14 protein-coding genes are annotated in these 16,003 nt (G+C 67.9%); 6 read left to right on the top strand and 8 right to left on the bottom strand.

Annotated elements, in window-relative coordinates:
• The first annotated feature begins 11 nt into the window (after positions 1-11).
• The 3 genes from A5622_RS04270 (at position 12) to A5622_RS04260 (ending at position 3,143) form a co-directional block, all read left to right on the top strand.
• Complete coding sequence (locus tag A5622_RS04270; protein WP_066876916.1) at positions 12-1,079, top strand: hypothetical protein; 1,068 nt, start codon at positions 12-14, stop codon at positions 1,077-1,079.
• A gap of 68 nt (positions 1,080-1,147) precedes the next feature.
• A complete protein-coding gene (locus A5622_RS04265; protein ID WP_066876915.1) occupies positions 1,148-2,161 on the top strand; it encodes a sensor domain-containing protein in 1,014 nt (337 codons plus the stop codon).
• A gap of 13 nt (positions 2,162-2,174) precedes the next feature.
• The gene (locus tag A5622_RS04260) at positions 2,175-3,143 is read left to right on the top strand and encodes an aldo/keto reductase (protein ID WP_066876913.1); all 969 of its coding nucleotides are present in this window, start codon (positions 2,175-2,177) and stop codon (positions 3,141-3,143) included.
• 9 nt (positions 3,144-3,152) lie between these two features.
• Here the strand turns inward: A5622_RS04260 and A5622_RS04255 are convergent, their stop codons facing one another.
• The 5 genes from A5622_RS04255 to A5622_RS04235 form a co-directional block, all read right to left on the bottom strand.
• Positions 3,153-3,920 (bottom strand): SDR family oxidoreductase, encoded by a 768-nt coding sequence (locus A5622_RS04255; protein ID WP_082984681.1) that lies wholly within the window; start codon positions 3,918-3,920, stop codon positions 3,153-3,155.
• Positions 3,921-4,013: 93 nt separating this feature from the next.
• A complete protein-coding gene (locus A5622_RS04250) occupies positions 4,014-5,792 on the bottom strand; it encodes a sensor domain-containing diguanylate cyclase (RefSeq protein WP_066876911.1) in 1,779 nt (592 codons plus the stop codon).
• Between the two features lie 181 nt (positions 5,793-5,973).
• Positions 5,974-8,124 (bottom strand): glycogen debranching protein GlgX, encoded by a 2,151-nt coding sequence (glgX, locus tag A5622_RS04245; protein ID WP_066871032.1) that lies wholly within the window; start codon positions 8,122-8,124, stop codon positions 5,974-5,976.
• A gap of 92 nt (positions 8,125-8,216) precedes the next feature.
• Positions 8,217-9,398, bottom strand: a complete 1,182-nt coding sequence (locus A5622_RS04240; protein ID WP_066871035.1) for a zinc-dependent alcohol dehydrogenase — start codon at positions 9,396-9,398, stop codon at positions 8,217-8,219.
• A gap of 217 nt (positions 9,399-9,615) precedes the next feature.
• The gene (locus tag A5622_RS04235; RefSeq protein WP_066871038.1) at positions 9,616-10,323 is read right to left on the bottom strand and encodes a GAF and ANTAR domain-containing protein; all 708 of its coding nucleotides are present in this window, start codon (positions 10,321-10,323) and stop codon (positions 9,616-9,618) included.
• Between the two features lie 303 nt (positions 10,324-10,626).
• On the opposite strand from A5622_RS04235, the gene A5622_RS04230 reads away from it, so the two are divergent.
• Positions 10,627-11,937 (top strand): NAD(P)/FAD-dependent oxidoreductase, encoded by a 1,311-nt coding sequence (locus tag A5622_RS04230; RefSeq protein ID WP_066876910.1) that lies wholly within the window; start codon positions 10,627-10,629, stop codon positions 11,935-11,937.
• Between the two features lie 19 nt (positions 11,938-11,956).
• Here A5622_RS04230 and A5622_RS04225 read toward each other — a convergent pair whose 3' ends face one another.
• A complete protein-coding gene (locus A5622_RS04225; RefSeq protein ID WP_066876908.1) occupies positions 11,957-12,493 on the bottom strand; it encodes a DUF1360 domain-containing protein in 537 nt (178 codons plus the stop codon).
• Positions 12,494-12,556: 63 nt separating this feature from the next.
• The gene (locus tag A5622_RS04220; protein WP_066871047.1) at positions 12,557-12,922 is read right to left on the bottom strand and encodes a helix-turn-helix transcriptional regulator; all 366 of its coding nucleotides are present in this window, start codon (positions 12,920-12,922) and stop codon (positions 12,557-12,559) included.
• Between the two features lie 142 nt (positions 12,923-13,064).
• Between A5622_RS04220 and A5622_RS04215 the strand changes: the two genes are divergently transcribed.
• The gene (locus A5622_RS04215; protein ID WP_066871189.1) at positions 13,065-13,514 is read left to right on the top strand and encodes an Hsp20/alpha crystallin family protein; all 450 of its coding nucleotides are present in this window, start codon (positions 13,065-13,067) and stop codon (positions 13,512-13,514) included.
• A gap of 80 nt (positions 13,515-13,594) precedes the next feature.
• Positions 13,595-14,272, top strand: a complete 678-nt coding sequence (locus A5622_RS04210; RefSeq protein WP_066876926.1) for a PAS and ANTAR domain-containing protein — start codon at positions 13,595-13,597, stop codon at positions 14,270-14,272.
• Positions 14,273-14,298: 26 nt separating this feature from the next.
• Here A5622_RS04210 and A5622_RS04205 read toward each other — a convergent pair whose 3' ends face one another.
• Positions 14,299-15,948 (bottom strand): GAF domain-containing sensor histidine kinase, encoded by a 1,650-nt coding sequence (locus A5622_RS04205; RefSeq protein WP_066876923.1) that lies wholly within the window; start codon positions 15,946-15,948, stop codon positions 14,299-14,301.
• Between the last annotated feature and the right edge of the window lie 55 nt (positions 15,949-16,003).

Raw genomic sequence — 16,003 nt, 5'->3', positions numbered from 1 at the left:
TTGGGTGGTCGATGGGCGCCGAACTTCGCACGGGCCAGCGCATCCGGGCGTTGCTGCGCTGCGCGGTCGTCGGCGGTCTGGCGGCGGCCTCGCTGACCACAGCCTGTTCGCGGCCGGGCGCGTCGCTGGAGAGCGCGCCCGCGGTCGACGTCTGGCGGGTAGCTGTCCCATTGCACGAACCGGTGTGGTCCTACGGCACGGGCGCCCTGATCGCGCTCACCGGCGATCACCGGTTGGCCGAGGTCACCGCCGGCGATCGCGGCAGCGACGCCAAGACGCGCTTCTCGGCACCCATGGCATCCGGGCGCAACATGCAGATCAGCCAGAAGGACCAGCGGATGGTGTTCGTGCCGCAGCCCGACCGCGGCAAGGTCGCCGCCGTCGACCTGGAAAGTCTGCGCCAGGTCGACGATTTCGACGCGGGACCGGCGCCGGCCTACCTGGCCGAAGACGCGGGCTTGCGCATGCTGCTGGCGCTGTCGGCCGATGGGATGGCGGTGACACCGGTGGACCAGTACGGCTACCGCAAGCTGCCCACGGCGACCACCGACACCAGCGCCGACACCATCGACGGCGCCAACCGCGGACGCGAACTCGACTACCACCTGTATGGAGCGTCGAGCATCCGGCATTTCAAGGGCACGACATCACCGCCGGCGCAGCACGGCTCCCTGACCATCGACGTCGCGGTTTCGGCGGGTGACGGCACCGCGGTCACCCGCAGCTACGTCGCCGGACACGACGACGACACCGTGCGCGCCGTCGACTCGCGCCGCGGCGGACGGGGCATGGAGGTACTGGCCAGCGCGCGATTGCCGGCGCCGATCCGCGCACTCGGCACCGACGACACCAGGATCTACGCCGCCACCGACCACGAACTGGTGACGCTCGAGACCGCCAGCTTCACCGGCTTTCCCGACGGGCGAATTCCCGTGCTGCGCACCATCGATTACCGGTCGGGGCTGCCTCCCGACGCGCAGCCGGCGCGCCTGTCGGGCATGGCCGTCGGGCCGCATCGGGTCTACCTGACGTTCGTCGAGGCGCCCTACGTGGTCGGCATCGCCAAACCGCGCCTGTGACGGCCGCGGTTTAGCCCCACGCCCTTGTCGGCTACATTTCGGGCAGGTTCTCCCGAAGGAGGCGCTGCGTGACCCACCCGCAGGACCCGTATTGGCAGAACCCGCTGAGTTACGACCCGCTGGGCCGCCTCCCGCCCCCCGACGTCGAACCGCTTCCGGCGACGCCGCCGCCGTACCCGCCGCCGCCCGCGCCCGCGCCCGCGCCCTATCGGCCGCCCGTCAACACCCTGGCCACCCTGTCGCTGGTCTTCGCGTTCCTGTTTGCGCCCGCGGGGGCGATCCTGGGGCACCTCGGGCTGGCGCAGATCCGTCGCTCCGGCGAACTCGGCCGCGACCGTGCGCTGGTGGGCGTGACGCTGTCGTACATCTTCATCCTGTTGGCGGTCGTCGCCCTGGCGGGATGGGCCACGCTGGGCGGCTCGACCTCGTCGCACCGGACATCCCCCGGCTCCAGCACGGCCGCCGGGCCGCCGCCGCCCACCGTGCCGCCGGAGACCATCGCCACCCTGCTGCCCGGGCTCGATGCGCTGCGCAACATCACCGGCGACGCGAATCTAGACGTCGGTCCGACCTGGAACAGCCCCGGTCGCTCCCCGGACGACGGCAGCATCGACCGCCCGGAGTGCTGGGAAAGCATCGCCGCCGGCAGCCCGGACGCCTACACCCCCGGGGTGTTGGCCGGATATCACGCCGGTGAGTTCACCGACACCCGCAGCATGCTGAAGTCCATGCAGGTCATCCAGGGCGTCGCGGCGTTCCGCGATCCGGGCGCGGCCCAGGCACAGCTGGCCACCCTGCTGTCGGGATGGCACAAGTGCGGCGGCTCGACCATCACCGTCTCCGCTCCCGGCGGGCAGCCGATCCCGATGTCGGTGAGCGCCCCCGCCGACGCCGGCAATGGCATCACCACCCTGGACCTGACGCCCAAGGGCATCCAGGTGCGCTCGGCACGGGCGATCGCGGCCAAGGCCAACGTCGTGATCGACCTGAACGTGTCCGCCAGCGGCACCACGGACAGCGCGCCACCCCGCGCGGCCGCGGTCAGCATCGCCAACTACATCCTCGGCAAGATCCCCGGCTAAGTAGGCTGTCCGCATGAAGTTTGTCGACGTCGACGGGGTCGGCCGGGTCAGCCGGATCGGCCTGGGCACCTGGCAGTTCGGTTCACGCGAGTGGGGTTACGGCGACAGCTACGCCGCCGGCGCCGCGGGTGACATCGTGCGCCGCGCCCGCGCCCTGGGGGTGACGCTGTTCGACACGGCCGAGGTGTACGGCCTGGGCAAAAGCGAGCGGATCCTGGGCGAGGCGCTAGGCGACGAGCGCGCCGAGGTGGCGGTGGCCAGCAAGATCATGCCGGTCGCGCCCTTCCCCGCGGTGGTCAAGCAACGCGCCCGCGCCAGCGCGCAGCGGCTGGGGCTGGACCGCATCCCGCTCTATCAGATCCACCAGCCCAACCCGGTGTTCCCCGACTCGGTGATCATGCCGGGCATGCGTGACCTGCTCGATGACGGCAAGATCGGCGCCGCCGGCGTCTCGAACTATTCGCTGCAGCGCTGGCAGAAGGCCGACGCCGCGCTGGGCCGCCCGGTGATCAGCAACCAGGTGCACTTCTCGCTCGCCTACCCGAAGGCGCTGAAGAATCTGGTGCCGTTCGCCGAGCGGGAGAACCGCATCGTGATCGCCTACAGCCCGCTGGAACAGGGACTGCTGGGCGGTAAGTACGGCGTGGACAACCGTCCGGGCGGCGTGCGCGCGGTGAATTCCCGGTTCGGCACCGAAAACCTGCGCCGCATCGAGCCGCTGCTGCAGCTGCTGCGCGATGTCGCAAAGGACGTCGACGCCAAGCCGGCGCAGGTGGCCCTGGCCTGGCTGATCAGCTATCCGGGCGTGGTCGCCATTCCCGGCGCCTCGTCCGTCGAGCAGCTGGAGTTCAACGTCGCGGCGGCCGACATCGAGCTGCCCAGCGCATCCCGTGACGCGCTCACCGAGGCGGCCCTGGCCTTCCGGCCCACCTCGGCGGCGCGCTTCGTGACCGACCTGGCCAAGGAGAAGCTCGGCCGCTGAGCTGCCGGCTTACGACTGATTGGCCTCGGCGAACGCCGCGGGGCTGGCTGGCGCGCCGCGCGCCACCACCAGCGGCATCGACGTCGAGGAGTTGGTCCGCAGGATCGTGTGCACCACGTCGATCAGGTCTTCGACGGGCATCAACTTGCCGGGCATGCAACCGCGCGAGGACCACAGCGGGACCGCCTTCATCGCGAGGTCCATGTCCCAGCCTTCGTTCATACCGGTCTGACCGTCGCCCTCGCCGCCCGCGCACTCCCCGACGATCAGGTTGGTGAAGCCGATGTCGGAGTGCTCGGCCCGCCACGCCTCCACCAACCGTTCCAGGGCCGCCTTGCTGACGCCGTACGCGCCCAGGCCCGGCCACGGCGGCCCGAAGGTGCCGGCGTCGGAGGACAGGTAGACCGCCTTGCCGGCCGACGCGGTCAGGTGCGGCACCGCCGCGGCGGTCACCAGCGACGCCCCGATGACGTTGGTGTCGAAGATCCGCCGCCAGGTGTCGGCGTCGGTGTCGACCATGCGGACCAGCGGCCCGACGGCCGGCGTGTAGACCACATTGTCGATGCCGCCGAGCGCGTCGGCGGCGCGGTCGATGGCCGAACGGCACGACGCCTGGTCGGTGACGTCGCATTCGATGGCGACGGCGTTCGGGCCGGCGTCCTTGGCCGCGGCCTCGATGCGCTCCCGGCGCCGGGCAAGCAGCGCGACCTGATCACCGCGCTGCGCGAGACCGACACCTATGCAACGCCCCAGACCGCTGGAGGCGCCGATCACCACTGTCCTTGACATATTCGCCCTCTCTTGTAACGCAAGACGCTGTCGCGAGAAACCTACCGGATGGCGGGCGCCGCGTGGTGATCACTGGGCCGCTTAGTTCGGAACGACGGTGTTGCGGTCACCCGATTTGGCCCCGTACATGGCCTCGTCCGCGCGCGCGGTGACCGTGTCGACGGACTCGCCCGAACGGGCGAGGGTGGCACCGATGCTCAATGTCGCGCGAATCATGTTGCCGGACAAGTGGATCGGTTCGGCGACCCGACCGCGAATCTTTTCGGCGATCTGGGCGAGCTCGTCGGTGCTGCGAACGTCGGGCAATAACACCAGTATCTCGTCGCCTCCCGTCCGCCCGACCGTGTCGCCGCGGCGAACGCTCGCCCGGATCCGCGCCGCCAGGGTTGCCAGCACGAAGTCGCCCATGCCGTGTCCCCAGGTGTCGTTGATCGCCTTGAAATGGTCGACGTCGCAGAACAGGACGCCGACGTGCGTGCCGGCGGGTTGCGGCTGCGCCAGTGCGGATTCGAGCCGGCTGAGCGCCTCGGCCCGGTTCACCAGCCCGGTAAGGGTGTCGAACCGCGCCAGCCGTTCCAGCCGCTGCTCGGCCTCGTGCTGATCGTCGACGACGCGTAGCGCCGCGATCAGCCCATCGGTTTTGCCCTCGGCGTCGGTGTAGGGCTTTCCGTGGCCGTCGACCCAGTGGTACTCCCCGTCGACCGAAGACACCCGGAACCGTTGCAGAACCTGTTCGCCGCCGGCGATCCGGCGCACGGCGGCAACGAGCTTGTCGCGGTCCTCGGGGTGGATGCGATCGGCGAACGCCGAACCCGTCCAGCGCTGCAGCGGGCCGCCCAGCGCGGCCTGCACGGACGGCGAGACCCACGCGATCTCACCCCCGCGAAAGTGCACGATGATGTCCACCGCGTTGTCGGCGAGAATGCGGTAGCGCGCCTCGGCCTCGGCGCGTTGCGCACTGGCGAGCTCCTTGGCGATCAGCAGCTGCTGCTCTCGCTGGCTGAAGTAGAACGTGACCACGCCGACGATGAAGGTGCTGAACAGGATTGAGAATGTCCACTCGGCGTGCTCGCCCAGACCGAACGCCAAAAACGCCGGTCTCGACAGCGCCACCACAAGAGGAAAACCGGCAAGGATTCCCGCCAGCCGCACCAATGACCGCCGATCGGGACGGGCGAGCAGCCACGCGACCGGAAAACGGTCGGGTCGCGCCAGCGACGTCGCCGCGATGAGCACCAGCAGCGCCGATGCCGTCGAGAGCGCCTGGCCGGTCGAGGGCGAAACACCAACAAGCGCGAGCGCATCGAACAGGTAGGCGCCGACGGTGACGAGCGGAATGGCCCCACTGCCCGCCAGGCACACCGGCCAGAGCGTGCGAGTGCCGCGATCCACTCGGATCAGCGCGACGGCGACGGCCAGCAGCAGCACCGGCGCCGCGGTCTGCGGGCTGGGACGTCCCGGCCACGAGGTTTGCCGACCGCGCACCGCGTCCCCGAACAGCACCTGGTCGACACCGAGCGACCCGATGGGGGTGTACTCGAGCAGGATCACGACGGCCAACACACCCACCATCAGGGCCAGAGCACGTCCGACCCAGATGCGGTTGGGCGACGGGTGGCCTGACTGCGCCAAAATCGCGGCGCCCAACGCCGCCAGCCATAACGCGGTCCACGGCGTCATCGGCGGCCAACTCGGATAGATCCGCGTCAGCCCGTCAACCCCGGTCGACCAGCCGAGCCAGGTCACGGCGGCAATGACGAGCACCGCCAGCGGGGCCGTCCGGGCCGACCGCTGCAATGCCGATTCCGCAGCCGATTCCGCAGCCGATTCCGCACGCGCGCCGAGGGCGGCCCTGTCCATCGGCTGTCCCTTTCATCCCCGGCAGTGGGTCTGGCGAGGCCGCGGTCGGCGGCATCTGCGCGGCAAAATAGTTGTGCGCAAAAAGTTAACCGATGTCGCCTATTCGGCGCGAGCTATCCGCTCGATCCGCAGAAACGGGGGGATGCAGCCAGGGGAACGCAGCTACGGGTGCCGCGAAAGGCTAGTCCGAGGGCAGGGCCCGCAGCACCACGGCGGTGTGCGCTTCCACGTTGAGCCGGCCACCGCCGGGCACCTCCTCGGCCGGCGTGGTCTCTTCGGGTCCGGTGAACACCACGACCTCCCAGGCGGCGCCGAATTCCTTTGGTGGCAGGGTGAATTCGATCGGCTCGTAGTGGGCGTTGAAGCACAGCAGGAACGAGTCGTCCAACACCCGCTGGCCTCGCGCATCGCGGTCGGGGATGCCGTGGCCGTTGAGGAACACCGCAACGGATTTGGCGAAGCTGGCGCCCCAGTCCTCGTCGGTCATCTCGGTGCCCTCGGGGGTGAACCAGGCGATGTCCGGCAAGCCGTCCTGCCCGCGCCGGCCCACCGGCTTTCCGGAGAAGAATCGGCGCCTGCGGAACACGGGATGCTCGGCGCGCAGCGCCGAGACCGTCTTGGTGAATTCCAGCAATCCGGCGTCGGCGTTGTCCCAGTCGATCCAGGTGAGCTCGTTGTCCTGGCAGTAGCCGTTGTTGTTGCCGTTCTGGGTGCGCCCGAGTTCGTCGCCGTGACAGATCATCGGCACGCCCTGGGACAACAGCAGCGTGGTCAGGAAGTTGCGCTGCTGGCGGGCACGCAGCGCGTTGACCTGCTCGTCGTCGGTGGGGCCCTCCACACCACAGTTCCAGGACCGGTTGTGGCTTTCGCCGTCGTTGTTGTCCTCGCCGTTGGCCTCGTTGTGCTTTTCGTTGTAGGACACCAGGTCACGCAGCGTGAAGCCGTCGTGGGCGATGACGAAGTTGATCGAGGCCACCGGCCGGCGCGCGGTGTGCTCGTAGAGGTCCGCCGACCCGGACAGCCGGTAGGCGAACTCGTCGAGGGTGGCGGGTTCGCCGCGCCAGAAGTCGCGGACGGTGTCCCGGTACTTGCCGTTCCACTCGGTCCACTGCGGCGGGAAGTTACCCACCTGATAGCCGCCCGGGCCGACGTCCCACGGCTCGGCGATCAGCTTGACCTGGCTGACGGTCGGATCCTGTTGCACGAGTTCGAAAAACGTCGCCAGGCGGTCGACGTCGTAGAACTCGCGGGCCAGCGTCGAGGCCAGGTCGAAGCGGAACCCGTCGACATGCATCTCGGTGACCCAGTACCGCAGCGAGTCCATGATCAGCTGCAGCGCATGCGGATGCCCGACATTGAGGCTGTTGCCGGTGCCGGTGTAGTCCATGTAGTACTGCTTGTCGTCGTCGACCAGCCGGTAGTACGCGGCGTTGTCGATGCCCCGCATCGACAACGTTGGGCCCAGATGGTTGCCCTCGGCCGTGTGGTTGTAGACCACGTCGAGGATGACCTCGATGCCGGCATCGTGCAGCGAGCGCACCATGGCCTTGAACTCCTGGACCTGCCCGCCGGGCGTGGTGGAGCTGGAGTACTTGAAGTCGGGCGCGAAGAACCCGATCGTGTTGTAACCCCAATAGTTGGACAGCCCCTTGTCGACCAGGGTCGAGTCGTTGGCGAAGTGGTGCACCGGCATCAATTCGATGGCCGTGACACCGAGTTCCTTGAGGTGCTCGATGATCACCGGGTGCGCCACCGCGGCATAGGTGCCGCGCAGCGGTTCCGGGATGTCGGGGTGGGTCTGGGTGAGCCCCTTGACGTGCGCCTCATAGATCACCGTGTCGGCGTATTGGTGATCCGGTGGACGGTCGTTGCCCCAGTCGAAGTAGGGGTTGATCACCACCGACTTGGGCATGCTTTCCGCCGAGTCGTCGTCGTTGCGGCTGTCGGGGTCACCGAAGTTGTAGCTGAACAGCGACTGGTTCCACTCGAAGGAGCCGTCGATGGCCTTCGAGTACGGGTCGACCAGCAGCTTGTTCGGGTTGCAGCGCAGCCCCGCCTGCGGGTCGTACGGACCGTAGACGCGGTAGCCGTAGCGCTGGCCCGGTTCGATGTTGGGGATGTAGGCGTGCCAAATGAAGCCGTCGATTTCGGGCAGGGTGACGCGGCTCTCGACGCCCTCGGCGTCGAACAGGCACAGCTCTACCCGCTCGGCCACCTCGCTGAATACGGCGAAGTTGGTGCCCGCGCCGTCATAGGTCGCGCCCAGCGGGTAGGCCCGGCCCGGCCACACCTCTCCGGTGGGCGTGGGAGCGAGGGCGTCTGCGGTGGTCATGGCGCTTTCAATACCCTGCTGTCGCCGCCGTCAAACTGTGGGCCACGCCTCGCGTTGCCGGAACTGAGCGGAAAGCCTTGTGGCATAGGTGATCACGGCTTGAGTATGACCTTGACCGCACCGTCCTGCTTCTTCTGGAAGATGTCGTAGGCGTGCGGGGCCTGGTCCAACGGCAGCACGTGGGTGGCGAAGTTGTCGACGCCGAGCGGGTCGTCATCGGTCAGCAGCGGCATGATGTCGTCGACCCACCGCTTGACGTTGGCCTGCCCCATCCGCAGCGTCACCTGCTTGTCGAACAGGGTGAGCATCGGTAGCGGGTCGGCGGTCCCGCCGTACACGCCGCTGAGCGAGATCGTTCCGCCGCGCCGCACGATGTCGATGGCCGAGTACAGGGCGTTGAGCCGATCCACCCCGGCGGTCTGCATCAGCCGCTTGCCCAACGCATCCGGCAACACGCCGGTCACCTGCTGCGCCAGTTTGGCGGCCGGCGAGCCGTGGGCCTCCATGCCCACCGCGTCGATCACCGAGTCGGTTCCCCGGCCGTCGGTCAGGTCGCGGATCGCGTCACCGATTGAGGAGTCGAGCCGCCCCAGATCGATGGTGTGGATGCCGCGTTTGGCGGCGCGGCCCAGCCGTTCGGGCACCAGGTCGACGGCGATGACGCGGTAGCCCAGGTGGTCGGCGATGCGGGCGGCCATGTCACCGATGGGACCCAGCCCGAGCACCGTCACCGAGCCACCGTCCGGAATGTCGGCGTAGGCGACCGCCTGCCATGCGGTGGGCAACACGTCCGATAGGTAGACGAACCGCGAATCCGGCGGGCCCACAGGCACTTTGATGTGAGTGAATTGGGCCTGGGGCACGCGTAGCAGCTCGGCTTGGCCGCCCGGGATTTCACCGTAGAGCTCCGAATAGCCGAACAGCGCCGCCCCCATGCCCTGGTCGCGCACCTGCGTCGTCTCGCACTGGGTGTAGAGCTGCTGGCCGCACATGTGGCAACTGCCGCAGGAGATTTGGAACGGGATGACGACCCGGTCCCCCACCCGCAGGTCGCCTGTTTGCGCGCCGACCTCCCGCACGATGCCCATCGCTTCGTGCCCGAGGATGTCGCCGGGGTTCATGAACGCTCCGAGGATCTCGTAGAGGTGCAGGTCGGAGCCGCAGATGTTGGTCGAGGTGACTTCCACAATGGCATCCGTCGGTTGCTCGATCTTCGGGTCGGGCACCGAATCCACCCGCACGTCGCGCTTGCCCTGCCAGGTAACAGCCTTCATACGGCTGGCACATACCCGTCTTGCACTCGTCGAAACCGCGCCGCGGCTGGGGGCTCATCCGGCGCGGGCAGCGCTCGACGGCGAGCCGGCGGGCAATGATCGCGGCCGGCCGCGTTTCAGCCAGGCGGCCACGGCGCAGTGCCCGCGAATGATCAAACCAAAGATCTTGGGCGCCAGCAGTTTTGATCGTCGTGCCGAACTGCCCCGAGACTCGTGGTCAGTGGCGGTGGCCCTTGAGCGGGTGCTCGCTGTCTATCAGCGCCGCCGCGATGTCGATGAGCCTGATGTTGGATTTCTGCGAGACCCGGGTGAGCAGTTCGAACGCTTCGACGGCGTCGAGGTTGAATCGCTCCATGACCACGCCCTTGGCCTGGCCGATGATGTCGCGGGATGCCAAGGCGCTGCGAAATTGGTCCTGCCGGCGCATCATCGACCACGCCAGCGCGATGTGCGTTGCGAACACCGCCCCGACCTCCACGGCGTCCTCGCTGAAGGCCTGCGGGCGCTCGGCATAGAAGTTGAGCGCTGCCATGCTGGTGCCGTCGATGAACAATTCGTACGACAGGATCGAGCGGATCGGCGTCCGCTCGAGCGCCAACCGGCGATAGCGCAACCAGCGCTGTTCGGCGTTCAGGTCGGCGATGTGCATGATGTGGTGCTCCCAGGCGGCCGCCAGACACGGCCCTTCGCCGGCGCTGTTCTGGATCGCGTCGAGCACCATCGGGTAACGATGCGTGGCGACCACGCTGCTGACCGACTTGTTCTCCTCGGCCAGGGTGATACCGGCGTACTGGGAGCCGGTGACGTGGTCGACCCCGCTGTCGATGAGCTCGTGCAACCCGGACGCGGTATCGCTTTGTTCGCGCTGCAGATTCGCCACCAGCTCTACGAGCTGAGCGACGATCGTGGCATTGCCTTCCCGCATAAGTTCACCCCCGGAGCCGCCTGGCCCGCAGAGCCCCTTCTCGCCTTCATGGCGCCATCCATACGCGTGCGAATGCAAACGCCCAACGAGAAGTCTATGGGCCATCCAACGAAGCGCAAGGCCGCTTAACGAACCGGTCCGAGGGATACCGGCCCGTCACCCGGGCTACCCGCAGAGCCCGAACCCTCCGTAGCCAACCCTGACGTCAGAAACCCTTCCCAGCCAATGTCTTTCGCGGCCACCGGATACCAAGACGGGACGGGCCTCGCGACCCGTCTCCGATACACGCCTACACTCGGGACGGTGACCTCCATTGTGATCGTGGGAAGCGGCTTCACCGGATTCACCTGCGCCCGTCGCCTGGCCCGCATCATGCGCCGGCGACGCGTCCCCGTCGACATCACGATGATCTCCCCGGTCGACTACATGCTGTACACGCCGCTGTTGCCCGACGTCGCCGGCGGGGTCGTCGATGCCCGCTTTGTCGCTGTCCCCCTGGCCAATTCGCTCAAGGGGGTGCGCGCGGTGCGTGGCCGCGTGGACGCAGTGGATTTCACCCAGCGCACGCTGACCTATTGCGATCCCGAAGAGCGCAGCCATTCGATGTCCTGGGACCGGCTGGTGCTGACGCCGGGGTCGGTGACCCGGCTGTTCGATGTGCCGGGGCTGGCAAGGCACGCGCGCGGGTTGAAGACCACCGCCGAGGCCCTGTACCTGCGCGACCACTTCGTCGAACAACTGGAGCTGGCCAACATCGAGGACGATCCTCGAGCGGCCGCCGCCCGGCGCACGGTCGTGGTGGTGGGCGCGTCGTATTCGGGGACCGAACTGGTCGCACAGCTGCGGGCGCTGGCCGACGCGGCGGCCAAACAGATGGGCTTCAACCGCGCCGAGGTGCGGTTCCTGCTGCTGGACCTGGCCGACCAGGTGATGCCGGAGGTGGGAAAGCGGCTGGGTGACGCCGCGCTCAAGGTGTTGCGCAAGCGCGGAATCGACGTCCGGCTCGGCATCACCCTCAAGGAGGCGCACGCCGATCACGTTGTGCTCAGCGATGATTCGCGTATCGACACGCGCACCATCGCCTGGGTGACGGGGGTGACCGGCGCACCGCTGATCCAGGACCTGGGGCTGCCGACCGAAAGGGGCCGGCTCAAGGTGCAGGCCGACCTGCAGGTGCCGGATCACCCCGAGGTGTTCGCGGCCGGTGACGCGGCCGCGGTACCCGATCTGACCCAGCCGGGGAAGATCACCCCGCCGACCGCCCAGCACGCGACCCGGCAGGGCAAAGCGCTGGCCCGAAACGTCGCCGCCAGCCTCGGCTATGGCAGCAGTAAGGAATACAAACACCGCAACCTCGGCCTGGTGGTCGACCTCGGGCCGCGCTATGCGGTGGCCAATCCGCTCAACATCCACCTGTCCGGGCTGCCCGCGAAAGCCGTCACCAGGTCCTACCACCTGTATGCGATTCCCCGCGGCGTCAACCGGTGGGCGGTGTCGCTGGCCTACCTGACCGACGCGCTGTTCACCCGTTCGGTCGTGTCGATCGGGTTGACCTCCGAGGACGACGCGCAGTTCACGGCCAGCGAAGGCATCCCGATGCCGAAGACGAGCTGAGCCGACCGCGTCTCGGGGTTCAGCCCTCGGCCGACTGCTGGGCCATCGCGTAGGCGAGCTGAAGAAAGTCCGCGCCCGCCAGCGCGCTGAACACGCCGGCGACCAGCCGGGTGAACCGCGGCGCGAACACCAGGCCGATGGCAAATCCGGTGGCCACCCACATGTCCAGGCAGAACGGGCAGGTCAACAACTCTCCCAGGCTGTGCCGCAGCGGGCTTTGCTCGCGGACCTCTTCCTGGACTTCGGCCGGGCCGCCGGTGCCCGCGTAGCGGGTGAACGGCGCGCGCAGCGGGCTCGTCACGGCGTCCTTGGTCAGGGTTCGCGACAGCTTGTGGGTGCCCAGGGTGAGAATGAGCAGGTCCTGGACCCGCCACCGGGTGGGCAACGTGCGACCGGTGGCCAGCGCCGCCAGCACCGCGGCGACCACCACCGTGCTGTAGACGGCCATGACGGCCAGGTAGCCCCCCAGCGGCCGGTCGTTGTCGCCCCGGTAGGCGTCCGCTTCTTGGCGTGCGCCATCGACGACCTGGGCACCGGTTTCCGTCAACTCAGCCATCGCTTCTCCTAGAACGCATAGCGGGACGGGTACCCGGCCTGGGCCGCTGCAATCGGCGACGGCTCAGACGGTGTCCGGCTCGGAGCGCTTCGCCGTTTTCGCGGCCTCTCGCAATGTGCGGTTGGTGGACCGCAGATCGGTATTGGCCGCCGACAACGTGGCATTGTGGTCCTCGAGATCGAGGATGCGCGCGACGCCGGCCAGGTTGACCCCGGAATCGACCAGCGCTGTGATGCGCTTGATCCTGGCCAGATCATCGGCGCTGTACCGGCGGGTGCCGCCTTGGCTGCGCGACGGCGCGATCAGGCCGTAGCGTTCGTAAAGCCGCAGCGTCTGCACCGCAGTCCCGGACAATTCGGCGGCCACCGAGATGCCATACACCCCATGGTCGGACGCCGGAGCATCCGCGTTACCGCGGTAGTCGACCATCGCGCCTCCCCTTTACCTTCCCGCTTAGAAAATCTGTTTAGCATACTTGCGTCTTTCTGTCGACGGTGCTATACAAAATCTATGTCATTGGACATAGGAAATTGCCGACCCACAGCCTAGATTGGAGTGAGAGGTGACCACCATGCTGATGCGTTCAGACCCGTTCCGTGAGCTCGACCGCTTCGCCCACCAGGTCCTCGGTACCGCCGCCCGTCCGGCGGTGATGCCGATGGATGCATGGCGCGAAGGCGAGAACTTCGTCGTCGAGTTCGACCTGCCCGGCATCGACGCCGACTCGCTGGACATCGACATCGAGCGCAATGTGGTGACGGTGCGCGCCGAACGACCGGCCGTCGACCCCAACCGCGAGATGCTGGCCACCGAGCGGCCGCGCGGCGTGTTCAGCCGCCAGCTGGTACTCGGCGAAAACCTCGATACCGACAAGATCGAGGCGTCCTATTCCGAAGGCGTTCTGCGCCTGCACATCCCGGTGGCCGAGAAGGCCAAGCCGCGCAAGATCACGGTCGGCCGCGGCGACGGCCACAAGGCGATCAACGACAAGGCCTCGGAACGCGAGGTCATCAACGCCTGACCGACGGCGGGCCGGGCGGCGGCCGTACCCACACCGGCATGCGGCCGCCGCACCCCCGGCTCCTGGCGACCGGATACACGATGAAATGGGAACTCGACGGCCAAACCGCCAACGTTGAAGAGGCGTTGGGCGGCGGCGCCGCGCAACCGGCGGGGTGGTTTCGGTTCTACTTCACCGACCAGCGCTGGGAATGGTCCGAGCAAGTGCAACGCATGCACGGCTACGAGCCCGGCAGCATCACCCCGACCACCGAACTGGTGCTGTCCCACAAGCATCCCGAGGACCGCGGCAACGTCGCGGCCACCATCGATCAAATCGTCCACACCCGCCAGGCGTTCAGCACGCGCCACCGGATCGTCGATACCCGGGGAAAGGTGCACCACGTCGTCGTCGTCGGAGACCGGCTCTTCGACGACGACGGTGACGTGATCGGAACGCACGGGTTCTACATCGAGGTCTCCGCGCCCTACGAACAGGCGCGCGAGGACGCCATGAGCGCGAAAGTCGCTGAGATCAGCGAGAATCGGGCCGGCATCGAGCAAGCCAAAGGCATGCTGATGCTGATCTACGGCATCAGCGACAGCGCGGCTTTCGAGTTGCTCAAGTGGTTGTCGCAGGAAGCCAACGTCAAGCTGCGACCGCTTGCCGAGCAGATCGCCCACGACTTCCGCAACGCCGGCCTGCCGCTGAACACCCAGTCGGAATTCGACCATCTGCTGTTGACCGCGCACGAACGCGTCCAAAGTAACCGCCAATAGCGGTTGCAGCCAAGGCTTTTCGGTGCTCAGTGGTCGAGCATCGGGGCGACCCAGTGCACCCGGGTACCGCCCCCGGGCCCACCGGTGATCGCACAGCTTCCGCCGAGTTGCTCGGCGCGCCGCTTCATGTTGGCCAGGCCGCTGTATCGGGTGTTGCCGGCCGGTATGCCGCATCCGTCGTCGATGACGTTGAGGATGAACATGTCCGCGACGCTGATCTCGACGGTCAGCCGCGACGCTCCCGAATGACGAAGGGCGTTGCTGACGGCTTCGGTGGTGACCGCTTCGGCGTGATCGGCCAGCTCGGCGCTTACGGCGCTCATCGGCCCGTCGATGCGCAGGGTCGTGCGGACATCACGGTTTCCCGTCAGGTCGGCCACCACCCGCTGGATGCGCTGCCGGAAATCACCACTGGCGGCCACCGGGGATTTGAGCGCGAAGATCGTGGTGCGGATTTCCTCGATGATCGTCTGCAGATCGTCGAGCGTGCGGTTGAGCCGGTCGGCCACCTCCGGCGAACGCGCCCGGGCCAGGGTGCCCTGCAAATTCATCCCGGCCGCGAAGAGCCGTTGGATGACGTGGTCGTGCAGGTCGTGCGCGATGCGTTCCCGCTCGGCCAGAATGCTCAACCGCCGGGCGTCCTCGCGCGCCGACGCCAGCACCAGCGCGATCGCGGCGTGGGTGGCGAAGTCACTGACCAGATCCAGATAGCTCTCGTTGAACGGCGGCTGCTCGGCGCCGCGGGCGACGGCGATCACCCCGACGACCTCGTCGCGGGCGCGCAGCGGCATCAGGATCGCCGGACGCTGCCCGACGTCGGTGAAGGACTGGATCGGGTAGCGCAGCTCCTCGGTGATCAACGGTTCCCCGGATCGGAACACCGTGCCGCTGGTGGAGCCGTGCACCGGAACCCGCTGCCCGAGCACCTCAGAGGCGTGCAACCCCACCGCGGCGGACACCACCAGCGTGTCGACCTCGTCGTCGGACGCGTCGGCGTCGGCCGGCACCAGGACGATCGCCTGTTCGGCCTCGGTCAGCAGACGCGCGCGTTCGGCGATCAGTTGCAGGGGGCGCCGATGCGGTTCGGGACGCGCCAGCAGCGCGGTGGTGATCTCGCGGCTCGCCTCCATCCACTTCACCGACGTCCGCTCGCGTTCGAAGAGCTGTGCGTTGTCGATGGCGACGGCGGCCCCGAACGCCAAGGCCCGCGCGGCAACCTCGTCGGGCTCGGAGAACACCAGCGCCGGATCGACGTGGGTGAGATACAGGTTGCCGAATACGGTGTCGCGGATAGTGATCGGGACCGCGAGGAAGGCGCGCATCCGCGGATGGTGTTCGGGAAAGCCGACGGCGGCGTGGTGCGTGGTCAGATCGTCCATCCGCAGCGCGGGCGTATCCAGCAGCGACAAACTCAACAGGCCCTTGCCGACCGGCAGGTGCCCGATGCGCCGGACCGTCTCGACGTCAATGCCCTCGTGGACGAACGAGATCAGGTTGCCCTCGCGATCGCGGATCGCCAGCGCGCCATAGGGGGCGGAGGTCAATTCCCTTGCCGCGCTGATGATCCGGTGCAACGTGGCGTCCAGATCGAGACCCGCGCCGATCTCGACGATGACCCGCAGCAGCTGCTCCATCTGATCACGCGAGGCCAGCAGCTCGTCGAGCTGGGCGTGCATCTGGCTGACCAGCTCGCGCTGCCCGAGTCCGGCGAAGGCCGAGCCCTTCTCGCCG

The sequence above is a fragment of the Mycobacterium sp. 1245801.1 genome (assembly GCF_001673055.1).
Taxonomy (GTDB): domain Bacteria; phylum Actinomycetota; class Actinomycetes; order Mycobacteriales; family Mycobacteriaceae; genus Mycobacterium; species Mycobacterium europaeum_A.
This window is presented reverse-complemented; position numbering and strand designations above follow the sequence as displayed.

What these genes read in the sequence shown, in the direction of transcription:
- A5622_RS04235 (WP_066871038.1), bottom strand. Translation starts at nt 10,323, where the DNA reads ATGCGGGAAGGCAATGCCACGATCGTCGCTCAGCTCGTAGAGCTGGTG.
- A5622_RS04215 (WP_066871189.1), top strand. Translation starts at nt 13,065, where the DNA reads ATGCTGATGCGTTCAGACCCGTTCCGTGAGCTCGACCGCTTCGCCCAC.
- A5622_RS04210 (WP_066876926.1), top strand. Translation starts at nt 13,595, where the DNA reads ATGAAATGGGAACTCGACGGCCAAACCGCCAACGTTGAAGAGGCGTTG.
- A5622_RS04205 (WP_066876923.1), bottom strand. Translation starts at nt 15,948, where the DNA reads ATGCACGCCCAGCTCGACGAGCTGCTGGCCTCGCGTGATCAGATGGAG.
- A5622_RS04225 (WP_066876908.1), bottom strand. Translation starts at nt 12,493, where the DNA reads ATGGCTGAGTTGACGGAAACCGGTGCCCAGGTCGTCGATGGCGCACGC.
- A5622_RS04270 (WP_066876916.1), top strand. Translation starts at nt 12, where the DNA reads ATGGGCGCCGAACTTCGCACGGGCCAGCGCATCCGGGCGTTGCTGCGC.
- A5622_RS04220 (WP_066871047.1), bottom strand. Translation starts at nt 12,922, where the DNA reads ATGGTCGACTACCGCGGTAACGCGGATGCTCCGGCGTCCGACCATGGG.
- A5622_RS04240 (WP_066871035.1), bottom strand. Translation starts at nt 9,398, where the DNA reads ATGAAGGCTGTTACCTGGCAGGGCAAGCGCGACGTGCGGGTGGATTCG.
- A5622_RS04260 (WP_066876913.1), top strand. Translation starts at nt 2,175, where the DNA reads ATGAAGTTTGTCGACGTCGACGGGGTCGGCCGGGTCAGCCGGATCGGC.
- A5622_RS04250 (WP_066876911.1), bottom strand. Translation starts at nt 5,792, where the DNA reads ATGGACAGGGCCGCCCTCGGCGCGCGTGCGGAATCGGCTGCGGAATCG.
- glgX (WP_066871032.1), bottom strand. Translation starts at nt 8,124, where the DNA reads ATGACCACCGCAGACGCCCTCGCTCCCACGCCCACCGGAGAGGTGTGG.